Raw genomic sequence first — 18428 nt, 5'->3', positions numbered from 1 at the left:
TAGGTTGTTTTTTAGTATGAGATCTTCAAGTAATTTGATAGATATAAAACAGTTATTAAGAGAAATATGATACCACTACCTTATATGACTTTTATAAAAAAGCCCCAGAAAATTTCTGGGGCTTTTAGAGTTATTAAAGAATTATTATCTAGTAAATAATAATTCTCTGTATTTAGTTAAAGGCCAGATCTCGTCGTCCACCAATAACTCTAATTTATCACAGTGATAACGTATAACGTCAAAGAATGGCTTTACATTATCGCAGTAAGCTGCGGCCGTTTTTTCAGCATTCTTTTCGTTATTTGCTTTTTTACGAGCATCGGTCATGTCGGTAATTCCTGCATTGATTTTTTCAATGTGTTCTGAAATTGACTCGATAATGTTCATTTGCTCTTTAGCAATCTTCTTGAAATCCTTACCGTAAATTTCTTTTAAACCTTGAACGTTTTCAATTAAGGTGTTTTGATACTTTATAGCAGTAGGAATTACGTGGTTGCGTGCAATATCGCCTAGAAGTCTACCTTCTATTTGAATGCGCATTGCGTATTCTTCTACCTCGATTTCATATCTAGCTTCACTTTCAACTTTGCTCATGATATTTAGTCTTTCAAACAGCTCAAGTGACTGTTTTGAGACTTTTGCTTTTAAGGCAGTAGGAGTAGTTTTATTATTACTTAAACCACGCTTTTTAGCTTCTTTCTCCCATGCATCACCATATCCATCACCTTCGAATCTAATCTTTTTAGAGTCTTTAATGTATTCTCTTAATACATTAAAGATAGCCTCATCTTTCTTAAGTTTTTTATCTTTAATTAAAGAGTCAACTTCTTGTTTAAATTCGATAAGCTGGTCTGCAACGATAGCATTAAGTACTGTCATTGGATTTGCACAGTTTGCAGTTGATCCTACGGCGCGCAATTCAAATTTATTTCCTGTGAATGCAAATGGTGAAGTTCGGTTACGATCAGTGTTGTCTAATATTACTTCTGGTATTTTGCCTACAACATTAAGTTTAAGGTCTGTTTTTTCTTGAGGAGAAAGTTTACCATCAGTAACTTTTTCAAGCTCGTCTAAAACGTTAGTTAATTGAGAACCGATGAATACTGATATAATAGCAGGTGGAGCTTCATTTGCACCCAGTCTGTGATCGTTAGAAGCACTAGCAATCGTTGCTCTAATAAGTTCTTCATGTTTATAAACTGCCTTGATGGTGTTTATAAAGAAAGTTAAGAACTGCAAGTTTTTCATAGGTGTCTTACCTGGTGATAATAAGTTTACACCTGTATTTGTAGCAAGAGACCAGTTATTGTGTTTTCCGCTACCGTTTACACCTGCGAAAGGTTTTTCATGGAAAAGAACTGTAAAACTGTGGCGAGCACTTACTTTTCTCATCACGTCCATTAGAAGCGAATTGTGATCTACTGCTAGATTTGCTTCTTCAAAAATAGGTGCTAATTCAAATTGATTAGGAGCTACTTCATTATGACGTGTTTTCACAGGTATACCTAAAAGCATACATTCAGTTTCAAGATCACGCATAAAATTCATCACTCTTGAAGGAATAGATCCAAAGTAATGATCATCTAATTGTTGTCCTTTGGCACTTGCATGACCTAAAAGAGTTCTACCAGCTAGAACTAGATCTGGGCGTGAATTTGCAAGAGCACTATCGATTAAGAAATATTCTTGTTCCCATCCTAAAGTTGCAGTAACCTTAGATACGTTCTTATCAAAATATTTACAAACGTCCGTAGCTGCTTGGTCTATCGTTTGTAACGATCTAAGTAAAGGAGTTTTGTAATCCAGAGCTTCACCCGTATAAGCTACAAAAACTGTAGGGATACATAAAGTGGTACCCATGATAAATGCAGGAGATGTAGGATCCCAAGCTGTATATCCACGAGCTTCAAATGTATTACGAATACCACCATTTGGAAACGATGATGCATCTGGTTCTTGCTGTACTAATTGTCCACCACCGAATTTTTCAATCACTTCACCATCCATTTCCAATTCAAAAAAGGCGTCGTGTTTCTCAGCAGTTGCACCAGTTAATGGTTGAAACCAGTGCGTGTAGTGCGTAGCACCATTTTGTATAGCCCATTCCTTCATACCTGTAGATATGTGGTCTGCTACCTCACGGCTTATTTTAGAACCGTTAGTCATTGCGTCTAATACACTTTTAAAAGCTTCTTTAGTAAGGTGCTGTCTCATAGCAGCCTTATTGAAAACATGCTTTCCAAAAATCTCGCTACGTCTTGCTGGTTCATTAACTTGAACTGGTTTGCGATTCAAAGTTTCTTTGATCGCTTGAAATCTTAAAGTGGACATTTTAATAGATTTAATAAAAAATACAACGCAAAAATACTATAATAATATAACACACCCCTAAAAAATTAGGGGTGTGTTATTAACAAGACGTTATTTAATTGTAATAACCCTATTTTTTATAGGGATTGGTAGGCAAGGTAAATAAACAATACATAAAGGGATAATAAAATTATTCCCTTAATTCTTGTAAGAGTAAACCACTTAGGTAAATAAGCTAGTGGTAAAAGAATAAGTGCAAAGCCTAACATCCAAAATATATCATTGGACATTAAACTGGGAGCATCTTCTGGGACATTAATAGGAGTAATTAAAGCTGTAATACCTAACACTGAACCTATATTGAAAATATTTGAACCGATAAGATTACCTAGCGAGATTGCTTTCTCTTTTTTGAGAGCAGCAATGATGGATGCAGCAAGTTCTGGAACACTAGTACCTACAGCTACCATGCTTATGCCTATTATGCTTTTAGGTATTTCTAATTTTTCAGCGATGTCAATTGCACCAGTAACTAACCATTCAGAGCCTTTCCATAAAGCCAGTCCGCCAATAGTTAGGAAAACAATGATTTTCCACCATTGACTTTCTTGCAATTCTTCATCCATTTCCTGAGAATCTCTATTACCTTTAGTTGCTCTTCTTATTAAAAGAACTAAGAACAATACGATAAGTCCTAATAATAGAAGTCCTTCCCATCGTTCCAGCATGTTTCCTGTGTAAAGGCACAAATAAAGTAAAATGCTAAAAAGAACCATCCATGGCCAATTAAATTTAAAGAAATCTCTTTCTATGGCCAAACTGGAAATAAGAGCTGTAACTCCTAATACTAATCCTATGTTTGCTACATTGGATCCTATAACGTTTCCTAATGATAAACCTGGAGATCCATTGAGAGCTGCCTGCACACTTACTATGAGTTCTGGAGCGCTAGTGGCAAATGACACTACCGTTAATCCTATTATCATTCTTGATAGATTTAGCTTTAAGGAAAGTCCAACTGAAGACCTTACCAAGAATTCACCACCTACAATAAGTGCAATTAAACCAAGAAATAGATAAAGTATACTCATAATAATTAGTAATCTTAATGATATGAAAGACTATCTATAGACTAGTCTTTAGGTATATGCTTTTGCACAAAGTTATCAAAAGAGTTGGCGATGCTAGTATTAAACTTATTTGCATTATTCACAAGGCCGCTTTGCGCCTTATTATAAAGTTTAAGCTTTTTATTTACTTCATCAACTTTTTTATTAAAATCATCTACCATCTTCTTAGTCCTTTTGTTGGGACTAGTTTTATCTAAGGTTGTCTTTAACTTTTCAAAGTCTTTTTGATAAATAAGAAAATCAGTAATAGGAGCAATGTAAGTATCGGCCATTTTAACGTAATTCTTGAACGATTTATTTATCGCAAGAATCAATGATTTATCATTATTAAAACCCTTGTAGGTTTTTAATTTCTCAATACCAGCAAGAGCTTCTGTTTTAAGAGCATTGGCATTTTGTTGTAAGCCATTTACATCTTGTTTTTCTAACGATTCAAATAGATAGATCTCGTTTATTTTAACTTTAAAGTAAATTAGGAAAAGGTCGTTTTTATAATCAAATACTTCACCTGCCTTGCGCATTTTATTCCCTAACTCAGATTCTTCATCGGTAAAGTTTATGTTGTTTTTATTTCCAAATTCTTTTACAGCTTTTTCGTATTGTAGTTCAACTTCGGCGCTTTTTTCATCAAGAGCTTCTTGCGCTAGGATATAAGCTTCCATAGCATCATAAGATTCTTGTGCTATTTTTTCCAGGTCAATTACTTTTTCAAATTCTTCATTCATGATGTCAATCCTGAATTGCATGATTTTTAAAGTTTCATTTTTGTACTCATCTCCACCTACAGTTTCAGCTTTTTTAATTCTGTTCATAGAATTATTAATTGCTTTTATCAATTGCTGTTTTCTTTTTTGGATGGTTTTATCTCTCTTTGAATGGGCAACTGCTTGGGTAAGTTTCCAACTGCGTTTGGAGATGCTACGGTATTCCTTATTCATAAAGTTTAAGTATTCTCCCATGTCGTCGAATTGTTGCGCTTTCGCGAAAGCGAAACTCAAAAGAAATAATAAGGTTACAAATAGTTTTTTCATAGTTAATTATTAAAGTTGGTTAATATGTGAATGCTTTCTTGCACGTAAGGATCGGAAGATAGTTGTAATTTAATTTCTTCATTGTACTCCTGATCAATAGAATTGTATTTTAATATTTCGGTAGTGCTTTCGTGATCTTCAACGGTGAACAACGCATCAGTATAGGAAATCTCTAAGTCAGAAATTAATGAGGTTATTTCTTGATAATGTTTGAATACACTTTCCAATGTGAGATCAAATGATTTATGAAATAGTTGATCAAATTTTTCACGTTGAAGATTCATTTTTTTGAAAACATCATTGTTCATTGTTCTTTTTGTGGATGAGGAAATGATGTTATCTAAACCTAAAGGAGCATTAACGGGAATTCTACTTGCTGCTTGTACATCGGGAACTTCAAACGGTTGAGTGAAACTGGGAGCATGTGCTGTTGTATTTGTTCCGTCTGGCAACGCTACATCTGGAGTAATTCCTTTCTCATTATGTGACTTGCCGTAGATATTATAAAATGCTCCAGTGGTGAGTTTCATGAAACCGTCCTTAGGTTCATCCTCATTAACAGGTAGGACAACTTGCATTGTAGATTTACCATAAGTTGTTGAGCCTACAATCACAGCACGATTATAGTCTTTCATAACATTAGTAAACAATTCTGATGCAGAGGCACTGTATTTATTTACAAGGATCACTAGTGGTCCACTGTAAGCAGCTCCTCGATTAAAGTCTTTAAGGATTATGGGCTCCTCTTGATCGGTTGTATTAATTATCGATACTGGACCACGATTGATGAATAGACCAGCAAAGTCTACTGCTTCTTTTAAGGATCCACCGCCATTGAATCTTAAATCAATTATCAATCCTGTGATATTTGATTGGATAAGCTTGTAAATTTCGGCAGCAGCATCATTTGCCATTCCCAATCCATCTGGCTTTTCTAAATCTGTATAAAAGCTGTTGATTTTGAGATATCCTATAGATCTATCGTTTAATAAGTAACCTCTTAGAAAATTTGAAATTACAGGTAGTTCCCTTTTGTTAATAGTAGTTTCTTTTTGGTTACCATCTTTATCTTGTGTAATTAGAGTAATTGATTTTTGAGCCTCACTGTTGATTTTTTGATTTATTTCTGAGTTTGATAAACAATTAAAATCAAGTTCGATGTCTTCTGTTTTAATTGAAACCACTACATCGTTCTCTTCGGGTAACTCAGTTTTTTCATTTAAACCTGTGGATAGTAGTTCGCCAACGACCAGCTTGTTTGCCAGATTATCATCTTTCCTTAAAGAAATTCCAAAACTTTCTTGATTAAGACTAACCTCTTTTTCAAAAGACTCCTTTTCATTGATAGTAAAGTATCTTGTATGCTTGTCCTGAGATAAGCCTATTGCATTAAGAAAACTTGCCTCTATCTTACGTTTTACTTCTATAGGATTATTGATTAAATATTCTAACTGACAAATAGATTCGTTTACTGCGTTAATTCGGTGCTCCGATTCTTGTTCTGGGAATTTGTCTAGAGCGATGTCAAGCTCTTTAAAATTTGCTGAATGAGAAAAGAAAATGGATAATTTCAATTGTTTTGTCCAAACATTTTCTAGTTCATTTTTTGGTATCCAATAATTCTCAAGATTTTTTCTTCTTTTGACTTGTTCAATCGATGTGTAATCTGGTTTAGTGGTAAGAAACCTCGTAAGAAAATCGTGCTTTTTGATTATGGATTGTAACATCAAGTTTTCATAAAACTTGGTATTGATGCAATCTAGATTAATTAGAGAATTGAAATCTGCTTGTGCTTGATCTTGAATTAATTCAAACTGTTCTGAGCTTAGGAGTATATGGTCCTCGTCAAGTTGATTGACCAAAATTGTAGCCGCGCTAAGATTCCAGTTTTTCTCTTTGAACTGTGGATTATAATGATGTTGTTCTATTAAATCAATAACTCGTTTTGATCTCTGACAAAATTCACTTTGAGATTGAATTAATTGTACGTGAAAAAAAAGGACAATAAAGAGAGGAGTGAAAAAGGTTGGCTTCATGTTTTTCAAGTCTACAAATTTTGCAATTTGAAGTCTTCTATAGGTTGGTTAAAAACCAAAAATAAGGTATTTATAAAAATTTTCCCTTAATAAGTTTATAGGCAAGATGAGAAAAAAGGAACACTAGAGGTGACTGGTGTTCCTTATGTGAAATTAGAAACTATGATGTAAACTAAATTGTAATTGACCTTTTTGCCAATTTACAGTGGTTTGTTCCATAAAACCAATTTGTGCTCTAAGATTGTTTGAGAAAGAATAACCCATTCCTATGTAGGTACGATTGCGGTCAAAGAATTGCACACTACGACCATCTCCAATTTTACGTTCACCATTTATAAAAATCTCATTGTAAAAAGCTGTATAAATGGCTCCTTTACTTAGGTTTTTCTTATTCCATGGTATGTTAACAAATAGATTATAACGATATCTCGTTCTAAAATCTTGATTCTCTACCCATCGCTGCTCATATCTTATGCGATGCGTAAGTAATAATCTGGTGAAGAGAGATTGGTTAAACAAGGCTTCTTGATATATCCTGTTTTCAGAAACAGGCGCGTCTATATCGGTCCCAAAGCGTCCCGTTGTAATATTGGCATATCCTAAGGTAAGTTTAACACCGCTATTCTTTGGGGTATATGTAACTCCTGTTCTTAATAACAATTGTTCTCGATCGCCTAAACCTCTCCAGTCACGGTATTGGTAATCACCTTGAAGACCCCAATTCGATTCTTTAAATTCTGTATTCCAGAAATACATGTACCAAGCACCTAATTGATCTTCATCGGGACCTTGTGCATAAGTAGAGAAAGAGAGTAGTAATACTAATAGTAAGATAATTTTATTCATAGGAAAATATTGAGAACAACCCAGTCATGTAGTGACCGGGTTGTTTAAAAGTATAAATTAATTAGGATTATATGGTAAAGAGGACTGGTGAGCTACAATTCTTAGTTTTCCAGTTTTATCCTTTACATAAGCAAATGTATACTCCACTTTAGTTGTTGATCCTTGAAGGTCTGTAAAATAATAGTTACCCATAGCAATTGCCATTCTACAACTGTTGTTTATAATTCCAGTATTATCAAAGGTAACTTTATTATACGGCTTTATAGCAAATCCTTTGTCCTCTGGGTAAGCCTCATTACCTGCAACAAAATAGGATAAGGCTGCATCAAAGCTTGATCTAAATTGGTCATCCGACGCTAGAGTAGGTTTAAAAAGAACGCTACTTAGGTCATAACCGTACATGTCCTGTATAAAGTCTGCGGCTTCACCTGAGTAATCGCCTTGATCAGTATAGACTTTTCCTATTCTTACAATTCCCTGACCCCATAATTTTTGAGCCTCTATAACTTCTCGTTCTGTAATACATTCATCCGAATAAAGTAAAGGATCGTGATCTGCGTTTGTGTTCAATGCTTCTTTCTGATTGTCCTCAGAATTTGTATTCATTGAATCATTTTGTGGATTTTGGCAATTGTAAAGAGCTATGAAACTCACTATTGCAATCAGATTTAAAAGTGTCTTTTTCATTTTTTTAATTTTTGATGGTACAAATATCAGTTATGCTTTTATAAAAGATAGCAATACTATCATAAATGATTGTTTTACTTTTTAGTATAAAAGTAAGGTTTTGGTTGAGTTTTCCTTATTTATCAGCACTTTGTAGCATATAGGTTAAGAAGATATCTTACTTATTGATTTAACATTAGTTAATTAAATAGTAGGAAATGTATTAATATTACGTTTAATAAGAACTTCATCACGAATACTCTTGATTTGGTGAAGTGTCTTATTCTTGTTATCAATTATTTAAAGATGTTGATATTAACAAAAAAGGTCAAGCTAACTTTTACTGTAGTTAACCTGACCTTTATAAATTGAAGAAGTTTAAATTATTCTACTTCACATATACATCTAAATCCATTTTGAAATTCTGATTTTTGATACACATTTGGTTCGTAATCAAATAAAGGATTGTATTCTCCGGTTTGTGCGTATTCATTTAATTCAAATATGAATAATTGATCATCATCTTGCATTCTTTTGAATTCGTGAAAATCCCCATTATATCCATAAATCTGTTCTTTGTACCGTAATAGTTTATATTCTCTATCTAGTTTGTTTTGAGCTGCCTTCATTTCGGCAACTGTAGGTAACCTATACGTTACTTTTGAAGGAAATCTATCTCTTTTGCGAGCATTTTTACTTCTTATAGCATAGACAGCATTTACCACATCTGTACGCCATTTACAATACATTTCAGCCTGTTCTTTATTAATTTGTACAACAGGATGCCATTGGTACCATGGTGCGCTGGTGTAATTATCAACATTAAGTTTGTTATTGATTAACTCAAATGGATTTTCATGGCTCATTGCCATATAAAGTCTAGTGTTACCTGACCAAGGAATAAAAACGCTATCGGGTTTAACGCCATAACTAGGAAGGTTCTTTAGTTCTTCATGCCTTTTTAAAGACCAGTAATTCTCCAGATGATCTAAAAATTCATTGTACATTAAATTTGTGACCGGTACTTTATCTATATACAAATTATCGGTAAGTTGTATCGTTCCAGGTGGAGTAGAAGGGTCAACCTCTAAAGGGTCATATTTATCCATGTTTTTATATCCACTGCAATTAATTAGTAGAAATAATATGAATAATAAACCTAGTTTATTAGGGATATTAGATTTGATCATAAGTTGTTAAAAACAAAATATTAAAATTGCCTCAAAAATAGGGTATTAATAAAGTATTGAGCATTTTTGTAAACCTATTTATTCAACAACAAATAAACACCACAAATGAAGTTTTTTATTGACACTGCAAATCTAGATCAAATAGCTGAAGCTCAAGGTTTAGGGGTTCTTGACGGCGTAACTACTAATCCATCCCTTATGGCTAAGGAAGGTATTACTGGAGAACAAAATATTATCAATCATTACAAAGCAATTTGTGATATAGTAGATGGCCACGTAAGTGCCGAGGTTATTTCTACTGATTTTAAAGGTATGGTAGAAGAAGGTGAAAAACTTGCTGCGCTTAATGATCAAATAGTTGTTAAACTACCTATGATTAAGGACGGTGTAAAGGCTTGTAAATACTTTTCAGACAAAGGGATCAAAACAAACGTTACCTTAGTATTTTCTCCAGGTCAAGCTATTCTTGCAGCCAAGGCAGGTGCAACATATGTATCACCTTTTATTGGAAGGTTAGATGATATAAGCACAGATGGTCTTAACTTAATATCAGAAATTAGACATATCTATGATAACTATGGGTTTGAAACTGAAATTCTAGCTGCTTCAGTGAGACATACAATGCACGTTATTGACTGTGCAAAAATAGGAGCCGATGTTATGACAGGTCCTCTTTCTTCGATTGAAGGGCTTCTTAAACATCCTCTTACCGACATAGGATTAGAAAAATTTCTTGCTGATTACAAGAAAGGTAATTCTTAATAAGAAACTATAAAAAAACCCGAATCTAATGATTCGGGTTTTTTGTATAATTTCATTATCGGCTTAAGTAACCTAATAAGGTGGTTTCAATTTTATAATGAAACAAATTAATATTAGGGTCCATAATAATACCTCTTGAGCTTACTACCATACTGCGATTCTTTTTACTTAAAGCAAGCTGACTATTAATGGTTTTTGGATCTCTGATTTGATATTCATGTTTAGGATTAAATGCAAGCCTCTTATTTGCTTTATTCCATAAATCACTATTCGGATTGTCTATATTAATACCTATGAATTTGATTTCAGGATATTTAGTACGCAAATCTCTTATTTGATTATGAATTCTAATGGCATAGTCTTCATCCTCATAGCTCCAAAAGAAAAGAACACTCATTCGGTCAATGACTTCATTAATTTTGACTTCATTCTTTTCTGTATTGTACAGTTCAAAATTAGGAATCTCATTCCCAGGACTTAAGTTTATATAGGTTGATGCTAGACCATTTATTTGTGCAACTAGCTTGTCATTAGATGAAATCTCTGTAAAAACATCGATCATTGATTGTACCGTTTCATCACCCTTATGACTGCGTATGTAATTACGCACTTCTGCACTAGCATAAATGTCTTTCAGTTCATCAACTGTAAAAATGCTATCAATAACTTTTAATTTTTTCTTTCGGTAGTCCAGTGAGCCTAAGTGTACATCGGCGCCATTTCCTTTGTCTAAAGAACATTGATAAAGAGAAAGATTGCTTACCAGTGACCTTACATAGGAAGGAAAGGTATACATGTTCTGGTTATCAATGTCGTTTATATTAGTAGAATTGCGATGAGCGAAAAAGTTACTAGGTAGTCCTTTTGCTTGTAAAAAGTCCGTTTTACCAAAGTGTGTGTATGGGTAACGCTCTAATCTAGACCAGCCGTTCCATTCAATTAGTTTTTCTGCATCGGCTACAAATTTTGGATCAAACTCTTGAACTTTTGCGACTTTGAGTAACCGCTTCTTTTGCGCTTTGATAATGCTGTCTATATACTTCTTAAAGTCTTTTGGTTGTTGATTGTATCTAGCAGTAATTTGGTCATTTAACTGTTCTAGCTCGATATAAAGGTTTATTAAATAGTTGTTCTCTTTAGCTCTAGAACCCGTAAATGCAAGACTTTCGTCAAAGGATTTAGAATTAAATCTCCATTTTAAACTGTCACCTTTTTTAATGTAAACAGATTGATACTCGTCTCCATGATGAAAAGTGTACCATCCTGTTTTAAAATTATTATTTACAAATGAAAATCGTTGTTGTTCATCTAATTCAAGCGTATCCCTAAAATCTGAATAATTGTGAATAATCACAAATCCTGCTCTAGGGTTGACAACTTTTCCTCCTAGATAGGTGATATCTCGTTGTTTCTCCTCACAAGAAGTAATGATTACTAAAAGGAGTAATAGGTAACAAGAAAGTTTAAAAATGTTTTGCTTTCGCGAAAGCGTACTCATACACAACTCATTCACAGTAATTACAAATAAAGTAGTTACAGATAGGCTTACTCGTTAACAGCTTGTTAAATCTCTTGAAGAAAGTAATGCTCAAACTACATAGAATGAGTATTTTTGCAGCCTTAAAATTCAAGATTATGTTATCGGTTTCTAATTTATCGGTTCAGTTCGGTAAGCGTATATTATTTGATGAGGTAAATGTAAAATTCGGTGGTAGTAATTGCTACGGGATTATCGGTGCCAATGGTGCTGGTAAATCAACCTTTTTGAGGATTCTTACTGGGAAAATGGAGCCTACAAGTGGACACGTACATTTAGAGTCTGGTAAACGTATGAGTGTACTGGAGCAGGATCACAATGCTCATGATGAAGATACAGTGCTAGAAACGGTTCTTAAAGGAAATAAAGTCCTTTATAAATTAAAGGCTCAAATTGATGCATTGTACGCCGATTATACTGATGAAAATGCCGAAAAAATTGGAGAGCTTCAGGTAGAATTTGAAGAAATGGACGGTTGGAATGCCGATAGTAGTGCTGCATCGTTACTCTCTAATTTAGGTATAGGTGAAGAGTATCATTATACTCTCATGCAGGATATGGATGGTAAGCTCAAGGTACGTGTGTTACTAGCACAAGCTTTGTTTGGTAATCCTGATGTCTTGATTATGGATGAGCCTACTAACGACCTAGATTATGAAACAATCTCGTGGTTAGAGAATTTCCTAGCAAATTATGAGAATACGGTAATTGTAGTTTCTCACGACCGTCACTTTTTAGATAGTGTGTGTACTCACATTGCCGACATTGATTTCGGTAAAATAAATTTATACAGTGGTAATTATACATTCTGGTATGAATCATCACAACTTGCTGCTAGACAAAGAGCACAAGCCAATAAAAAAGCCGAAGAGAAAAAGAAAGAACTACAAGAGTTTATTGCACGTTTTAGTGCCAATGTGGCAAAATCTAAACAAGCTACTTCTCGTAAAAAGATGATCGAGAAGCTTAATATAGAGGAAATCAAACCTTCTTCTAGAAGATATCCAGCTATAATATTTGATCGAGATAGAGAAGCTGGTGATCAAATATTAAATGTAGAAAAACTATCTGGATCAATTGATGGAGAAGTTCTTTTTAAGGATATCGATATCAATCTTGCTAAAGGTGATAAGGTTATCATGTACTCTAAAGATAGTCGTGCGACTACCTTATTCTATGATATTATTAATGATAGAGTAGCTGCAGATTCAGGTAAATTTATGTGGGGTGTGACTACTACACAAAGCTACTTGCCTGTTGATAATGCAGAGTTCTTTGATACCGACATGAATTTAGTTGACTGGTTGAGGCAATATGCTCAAACCGAGGAAGAGCGCGAAGAAGTTTTCCTAAGAGGATTTTTAGGTAAAATGATCTTCTCTGGTGAAGAAGCATTGAAAAGTGCAAGGGTTCTTTCGGGTGGAGAGAAAGTACGATGCATGTTATCGAGAATGATGATGAAAAGAGCAAACGTTCTTATGGTTGATGAGCCTACCAACCACTTGGACCTTGAATCAATTCAAGCCTTTAATAACAGTCTAAAGAATTTTAAAGGAACCGTACTATTGACTACTCACGATCATCAATTTGCTCAAACAGTTGGTAATAGAGTTATCGAATTAACTCCAAATGGAGTAATTGATAGATATACCACTTTTGAGGAATATATGGACGATAAAAAAATCAAAGAATTGCGAGACAAGATGTACTCAAAATAGGAGTGCATTAAAGCAATAATCGGTTTTTTCTAATTTATTTATCAGCTCTTGATTTAAAAACAAGTTAAGGGCACACTCTTTGTATCATGCTTACAAAGTATATTGTAAATTTGTAAAGCATCGATTATGGGAATTTTACATCGCAGAAAAAATAAAAAGTACGATTATCAACCTCGTTATTACAAAAATGAGGATGGTGGAAGACCCTTTGAAATAAAAGGTAAGTTTGACGAGCACCGTAAAACCTTACAAAAAACAAAAGGCATAAAAGGCAAGTTTCAAGCAGCTGCAGATGATTATTCTAGCGGTATGGACGTTGCTGTTAAAAATCGTATTCTTATTATCATAGCTGTTCTTGTACTATTATTCCTTTGGTTCATCGATTTTGATTTTTCCATTTTTAGGTCTTAACAATACATGTCTGATATCATTAAACTATTGCCAGATCACGTGGCAAACCAGATTGCAGCTGGTGAGGTTGTACAACGTCCCGCTAGTGTAGTCAAAGAACTTCTTGAAAATGCCATTGATGCAGGTGCTACCTCCATCAAACTTATGGTTAAAGATGCTGGTAAAACTTTAATTCAAGTAATAGATAATGGTAAAGGGATGAGTATGACAGATGCAAGAATGGCATTTGAAAGACATGCTACATCAAAAATTACAACAGCCGAAGATCTTTTTAATTTAAATACAAAGGGATTTAGAGGAGAAGCTCTTGCATCTATAGCTGCGGTGGCTCATGTCGAAGTAAAAACAAAAAGGGACAGTGATAGCCTGGGAACGTTACTAAAGATTGAAGGATCCAAAGTAACCTCACAAGAACCTACTGTAACTGCAAAAGGAACCATGATAAGCGTGCGTAATTTGTTTTTCAATATTCCCGCGCGTCGAAAATTTTTAAAATCTGATCAAGTGGAGCTGCGTAATATTACTGATGAGTTTCATCGTGTTGCCATGGCTCATCCCAGTATACAATTTTCATTTGATCATAACGATAATTCTCTTTTTCAATTACCTACTAGTACTCTCAGACAACGTGTGGTTAATATCATGGGACCCAAATCAAATGAAAAACTAGTTCCCGTTGAAGAAGAAACAGAGTTGATTAATATAAGTGGTTTTGTAGGTAAACCCGAATTTGCAAGAAAATCTCGTGGGCTACAGTTCTTTTTTGTGAATGATCGATTTATAAAACATAGCTATTTTCATCATGCAGTAGTAAGTGCTTTTGAAGGGTTATTAAAAGATAAAGCGATACCTAGTTATTTTTTGTTTTTAACTGTCCCAGCAGATAGTGTTGATATTAATATTCACCCTACTAAGACTGAAGTGAAATTTGATGATGAACACAGTTTGTATGCTATTATAAGAGCTAGTGTAAAGCATGCCCTAGGTCAATTTTCAGTTCAAGGAATTGATTTTAATCTAGAACAACAATATGAAGTTCCCTATGAAGTAGCACGGCAATCACAAGCTGAAAAACCTCGAATAGAGGTTAATCCTGATTTCAATCCATTTAAAGACTCTGGTGCGTCTAAGGTTTCCAATAGTAATGTTGGATTCACTAGTTTTAAAAAGGAAAAGGCTCCTGTGTGGGAATCATTATATTCTGAAATGAATCAATCAACTGAGTTGATTGACGAAACTATACATCAGGAAGAAAATCCTCAATTATTTCAACGTGAGGAACATCAACAAAAACCTATTTTTCAATTACAACGCAAGTACATTGTAAGTACATTAAAAAGTGGTCTTTTGTTAGTGAACCAGCAACGTGCTCATGAACGTATTTTATTTGAGCAATTAAGTAAACAGCTTTCAAAAAACCATGCTGTAAGCCAGCAATTACTTTTTCCTGTTAAACTGAATTTTGCAGTACAAGAAGTGTTGCAGCTCAAGGAGCTTGAAAATCATCTTGAAGGAGCTGGATTTGTTTTTAAAACCTTAAAAGATAATGTTGTTGAGGTTGAAGGTGTGCCTTTAGAACTCAATGAAAATGATGTAAGAACAGTTCTAGAATCAGTGTTGGATAGTAAGGTCACAAGTGAAAAGGATACTTCACAACTCAGTTTGCAGTTAGCTGGGCAATTATCTAAAAGTATGTCAATTAAAACAGGAGCGATTTTAAGTGTTCAAGAAATGGAAACGATTATTAATCAATTGTTTTCATGTAGCGAGCCACAACTTACACCCGACCATAAAAAAATATTTATTAACATGACGAGCGAGTCATTAGATTCAAAATTTCAATAAGATATGTTTAATAACCTATTTAACAACCTCACACCAGTAGTTAAGAATTTAATTATACTTAATGTAGTGGTTTTTATAGGAACTGGTTGGGTAGCACCAGCTTTATACGATCCATTGGTACTTTACTTTTTTAAAGATCCCGAGTTTCAAATATGGCAAATTTTTTCCCACATGTTCATGCATAGTAAATATGGTCTAACACATATTTTCTTTAACATGTACGGTCTTATATTATTTGGTCCAATCATAGAACGACGCTGGGGTAGCAACAGGTTTTTATTTTTCTATTTAAGCGCAGGACTTGGAGCAGTTGCTTTGACTTATGGTTTTCAATATTTTGAGTATATGGATTATGTCAATGAAGGATTGAGCCGTGGTTATACAGTAGAACAAGTGGAACAAGGAATCTTTACAAGACAAGAACCTTATGGATGGAAGGTGATGAGCGGTATGGTAGGAGCGAGTGGTTGTTTATTTGGTGTATTAGCCGCGTTTGCCTTTCTATACCCTAATATAGAACTTATGATATTATTCATTCCGATTCCTATTAAAGCCAAATACCTTATAGGTATTTACGTGATTTATGAAACGTTATCAGCATTTGGTTTTATCACTTTACAGCAAAATGTAGGTCACGCAGCACATTTAGGTGGAGCGATTGTAGGGTTCATTATTGCATGGTACTGGAAACGTAATGATATGAATCAATATCGTATCGACTAATTTTTTAAAAGATGGACTTTATCAACGATTTTAAAAGACGTTATTCTGGGTTTGACACATCGGGTAAACTCATTGTGGTATTACTTATTTCAAGCCTATCAATTTGGTTGATTGGTAAGATTTCTGTCCCTGCTTATAACTATTTGGTATATCCATCGGGATGGAAACAACCGTTGTTTCAACCTTGGAGTGCCATTACTTACGCGTTTATTCATTCTAGTATTTTACATTTTGTGGGTAATGCAATCGGCCTGTATTATGGTGGCAGGTATTTTTTGAACCTATTTAAGTCTAGGCATTTTATTGCTCTTTTTATTTTAGGAGTCCTTGCTGGGGCTTTAAGCTTTACTTTAGGTACCTCGATTGCGCCTTATTTTTTTAACAAAGGTGGGATTGTAGGAGCAAGTGCAGGAGTTTACGCGATACTTTTTTTTATCTTTCATTATTTTGCTGAACAAGATATACGAGTACTCAGCTTTACTTTTAAATTAAAATATATAGGATATGCCTTACTGGCAATTGAACTAATAGGTGTTACTTCTGGTTACAATCGTGGTGGATCTCTTGCTCATCTGGCAGGTGCAGCCGTAGGTTTATACGCTTCCGCGAAAGCGAAACAAGGTAACATGATCATGGAACCTATTGCAGTCGTAATAGATACCATAAAAGGTTGGTTCGATAGATCTTCTAGTAAGCCAAATTCAAGTAAAATGAAAACTGTATACCGCAGTAAAAACAAAGTCAAAAACTCTCAAAAGCCCAATCAATCAGAGATTGATGCTATTTTAGATAAGATAAAGGAATCTGGTTATGATAGTTTATCTAAAAAAGAAAAAGATGTGCTTTTTAGAGCAAGTCAAGATTAAGATTTTACCTTGTAAGGACTAGGTAGCTCAATTTTATAAGTAACCGCTAGTAACCTGATAAGTATTACGGTAATAGCAGCGCTAGGAAAAGTCCAAGCTGCTGGAACTCCTAATTTTTTAAGTCCAAAATACATAAACCCTCCTATAATACAGGCTGTTGCGTATATATTACGACGGAAGAGAACTGGTATTTTATTAAGTAATACATCTCTAAGGACTCCACCAAAACACGCGGTTATACATCCTAAGGTAACACAAATAAGAGGCGGCAAACCTGCAGTTATTCCTATTTCTACACCTACAACAGTGTATAAACCTATACCAATAGCGTCAAAGAGAAATAAGGTTTTGCTTATTTTAACTAGGTATCTTCTAAATAAAAATGATATAAACACGCTGATTAAAATCGTGTAGATTAAATTGGGATTTGTCATCCATGATACGGGTTCAATTCCTACAAGTACATCTCTAATTGTACCGCCACCAGCTGCAGTTGCAAAGGAAACGATAATTACGCCAAAGGGATCTAGTTTGCGTCGCATTGCTGCACTTGCACCAGATATGGCGAACGCGACGGTTCCTAGAATGTCTACAATTTCAACAACCGTCATTATTTTGATGTTAAGTGAAAATAATCTTTTAATACAGTACGTACGAATTGTCCATCTTTGAGGTTGCTTTTAATTTGAAGTATGCTTTCAATTTTTAAACGAAGCTGATGTAAAACGTTGTAATCACGACTTTGACCAGCTAGTCTGTAGATTTCTTTTATTTCATTTGCCTGAATATCAGAAAGTAAGTGTGCATTGAGAAAAATAGGTTGATACCCTTCATCTACTTCTTGTAGAATTGTATGAGAAATGTTGACTGATTTTCTGGTGTTTATAACAATTGTTTTAGCCATCATGTCTCCTAATCGTTGCTGTTTATCAGTTAGGAGAATTGAAACTGTACCTACTGTGAACATAAAAAGCCATAAGTCAACCAATCTTACAATCCATCTAACAATAAAATCGCTCCATCTTGCAGGAGAACCATCCTCTTTAACCACTTTAATGCCCATTATAAATTTTCCTACCGTGCGACCATTAAAGATAATATGCATTATAAGGCTATATATAAAAATGGGGATCATGGAAAGCTCATATGCACCTATATCGTTGTCTCCGTCTAATACACTAATAGCGCGGTAAACGGTAAAAGTGAGTATAATTATATATGCAAATAGCACCAATGCATCGATAATAAATGCTAAAATACGCTTGCCTAATCCGGCGTATACGTATTCTATATTCACATTTTGTGCTGTATTTATTGCAGTGTTAGACATACTTTAATAAGTTTATAGCTGTAAAAA

At 34.3% G+C, this 18428-nt stretch carries 16 protein-coding genes; 6 read left to right on the top strand and 10 right to left on the bottom strand.

All coding sequences use genetic code 11. The features are described from left to right. Nucleotides 1–144 precede the first annotated feature (144 nt). The 7 genes from I5168_RS00220 to I5168_RS00190 all read right to left on the bottom strand — a co-directional run bounded on the left by I5168_RS00220 (nucleotide 145) and on the right by I5168_RS00190 (nucleotide 9128). Nucleotides 145–2331, bottom strand: coding sequence for a glutamine synthetase III (locus I5168_RS00220; protein WP_060522981.1), 2187 nt, complete (start codon nucleotides 2329–2331; stop codon nucleotides 145–147). A 116-nt stretch (nucleotides 2332–2447) separates the two neighbouring features. Further along, nucleotides 2448–3401, bottom strand: coding sequence for a calcium/sodium antiporter (locus I5168_RS00215; RefSeq protein WP_431472106.1), 954 nt, complete (start codon nucleotides 3399–3401; stop codon nucleotides 2448–2450). 41 nt (nucleotides 3402–3442) lie between these two features. Continuing rightward, complete coding sequence (locus tag I5168_RS00210) at nucleotides 3443–4471, bottom strand: hypothetical protein (RefSeq protein WP_338350297.1); 1029 nt, start codon at nucleotides 4469–4471, stop codon at nucleotides 3443–3445. A 2-nt stretch (nucleotides 4472–4473) separates the two neighbouring features. Continuing rightward, nucleotides 4474–6507 carry a S41 family peptidase gene (locus I5168_RS00205; protein WP_431472105.1) on the bottom strand — a complete coding sequence of 678 codons (2034 nt, stop codon included), beginning with the start codon at nucleotides 6505–6507 and terminating at the stop codon, nucleotides 4474–4476. A 153-nt stretch (nucleotides 6508–6660) separates the two neighbouring features. Then, complete coding sequence (locus I5168_RS00200) at nucleotides 6661–7353, bottom strand: DUF2490 domain-containing protein (RefSeq protein ID WP_431472104.1); 693 nt, start codon at nucleotides 7351–7353, stop codon at nucleotides 6661–6663. A 57-nt stretch (nucleotides 7354–7410) separates the two neighbouring features. Next, nucleotides 7411–8040 carry a phosphoribosyl-AMP cyclohydrolase gene (locus I5168_RS00195; protein WP_042278981.1) on the bottom strand — a complete coding sequence of 210 codons (630 nt, stop codon included), beginning with the start codon at nucleotides 8038–8040 and terminating at the stop codon, nucleotides 7411–7413. Nucleotides 8041–8402: 362 nt separating this feature from the next. Next, nucleotides 8403–9128, bottom strand: a complete 726-nt coding sequence (locus I5168_RS00190) for an SUMF1/EgtB/PvdO family nonheme iron enzyme (RefSeq protein ID WP_431472103.1) — start codon at nucleotides 9126–9128, stop codon at nucleotides 8403–8405. 186 nt (nucleotides 9129–9314) lie between these two features. On the opposite strand from I5168_RS00190, the gene fsa reads away from it, so the two are divergent. Beyond that, complete coding sequence (fsa, locus tag I5168_RS00185; protein WP_042278983.1) at nucleotides 9315–9971, top strand: fructose-6-phosphate aldolase; 657 nt, start codon at nucleotides 9315–9317, stop codon at nucleotides 9969–9971. Between the two features lie 55 nt (nucleotides 9972–10026). Here fsa and I5168_RS00180 read toward each other — a convergent pair whose 3' ends face one another. Next, the gene (locus I5168_RS00180) at nucleotides 10027–11484 is read right to left on the bottom strand and encodes a hypothetical protein (RefSeq protein WP_431472102.1); all 1458 of its coding nucleotides are present in this window, start codon (nucleotides 11482–11484) and stop codon (nucleotides 10027–10029) included. 122 nt (nucleotides 11485–11606) lie between these two features. On the opposite strand from I5168_RS00180, the gene I5168_RS00175 reads away from it, so the two are divergent. The 5 genes from I5168_RS00175 to I5168_RS00155 all read left to right on the top strand — a co-directional run bounded on the left by I5168_RS00175 (nucleotide 11607) and on the right by I5168_RS00155 (nucleotide 17071). Then, nucleotides 11607–13226: an ABC-F family ATP-binding cassette domain-containing protein gene (locus tag I5168_RS00175; RefSeq protein WP_042278988.1), complete on the top strand. Its 1620-nt coding sequence runs from the start codon at nucleotides 11607–11609 to the stop codon at nucleotides 13224–13226. Nucleotides 13227–13352: 126 nt separating this feature from the next. Then, nucleotides 13353–13637 (top strand): riboflavin synthase subunit beta, encoded by a 285-nt coding sequence (locus I5168_RS00170; RefSeq protein WP_085774300.1) that lies wholly within the window; start codon nucleotides 13353–13355, stop codon nucleotides 13635–13637. A 6-nt stretch (nucleotides 13638–13643) separates the two neighbouring features. Beyond that, on the top strand, nucleotides 13644–15482 hold the full coding sequence (mutL, locus tag I5168_RS00165) for a DNA mismatch repair endonuclease MutL (RefSeq protein WP_431472101.1): 1839 nt from the start codon (nucleotides 13644–13646) through the stop codon (nucleotides 15480–15482). Nucleotides 15483–15485: 3 nt separating this feature from the next. After that, nucleotides 15486–16205, top strand: a complete 720-nt coding sequence (locus I5168_RS00160; RefSeq protein ID WP_105018510.1) for a rhomboid family intramembrane serine protease — start codon at nucleotides 15486–15488, stop codon at nucleotides 16203–16205. A gap of 11 nt (nucleotides 16206–16216) precedes the next feature. After that, a complete protein-coding gene (locus tag I5168_RS00155; RefSeq protein ID WP_042278993.1) occupies nucleotides 16217–17071 on the top strand; it encodes a rhomboid family intramembrane serine protease in 855 nt (284 codons plus the stop codon). On the opposite strand, the gene I5168_RS00150 is transcribed toward I5168_RS00155, so the two are convergent. Together I5168_RS00150 and I5168_RS00145 are read right to left on the bottom strand one after the other, a co-directional pair. Continuing rightward, nucleotides 17068–17682 carry a trimeric intracellular cation channel family protein gene (locus I5168_RS00150; protein ID WP_060522969.1) on the bottom strand — a complete coding sequence of 205 codons (615 nt, stop codon included), beginning with the start codon at nucleotides 17680–17682 and terminating at the stop codon, nucleotides 17068–17070. The genes I5168_RS00155 and I5168_RS00150 overlap by 4 nt on opposite strands. Further along, entirely contained in the window at nucleotides 17682–18401 is a 720-nt protein-coding gene (locus tag I5168_RS00145) for an RDD family protein (RefSeq protein WP_431472100.1), read from the bottom strand. The genes I5168_RS00150 and I5168_RS00145 overlap by 1 nt, the downstream gene beginning before the upstream one ends. Between the last annotated feature and the right edge of the window lie 27 nt (nucleotides 18402–18428).

It is taken from the genome of Nonlabens sp. SCSIO 43208, assembly GCF_050703575.1.
Classification (GTDB): domain Bacteria; phylum Bacteroidota; class Bacteroidia; order Flavobacteriales; family Flavobacteriaceae; genus Nonlabens; species Nonlabens tegetincola.
Note: the sequence above shows the minus strand (reverse complement) of the source record. Positions and strands in the feature narration are given on the sequence as shown.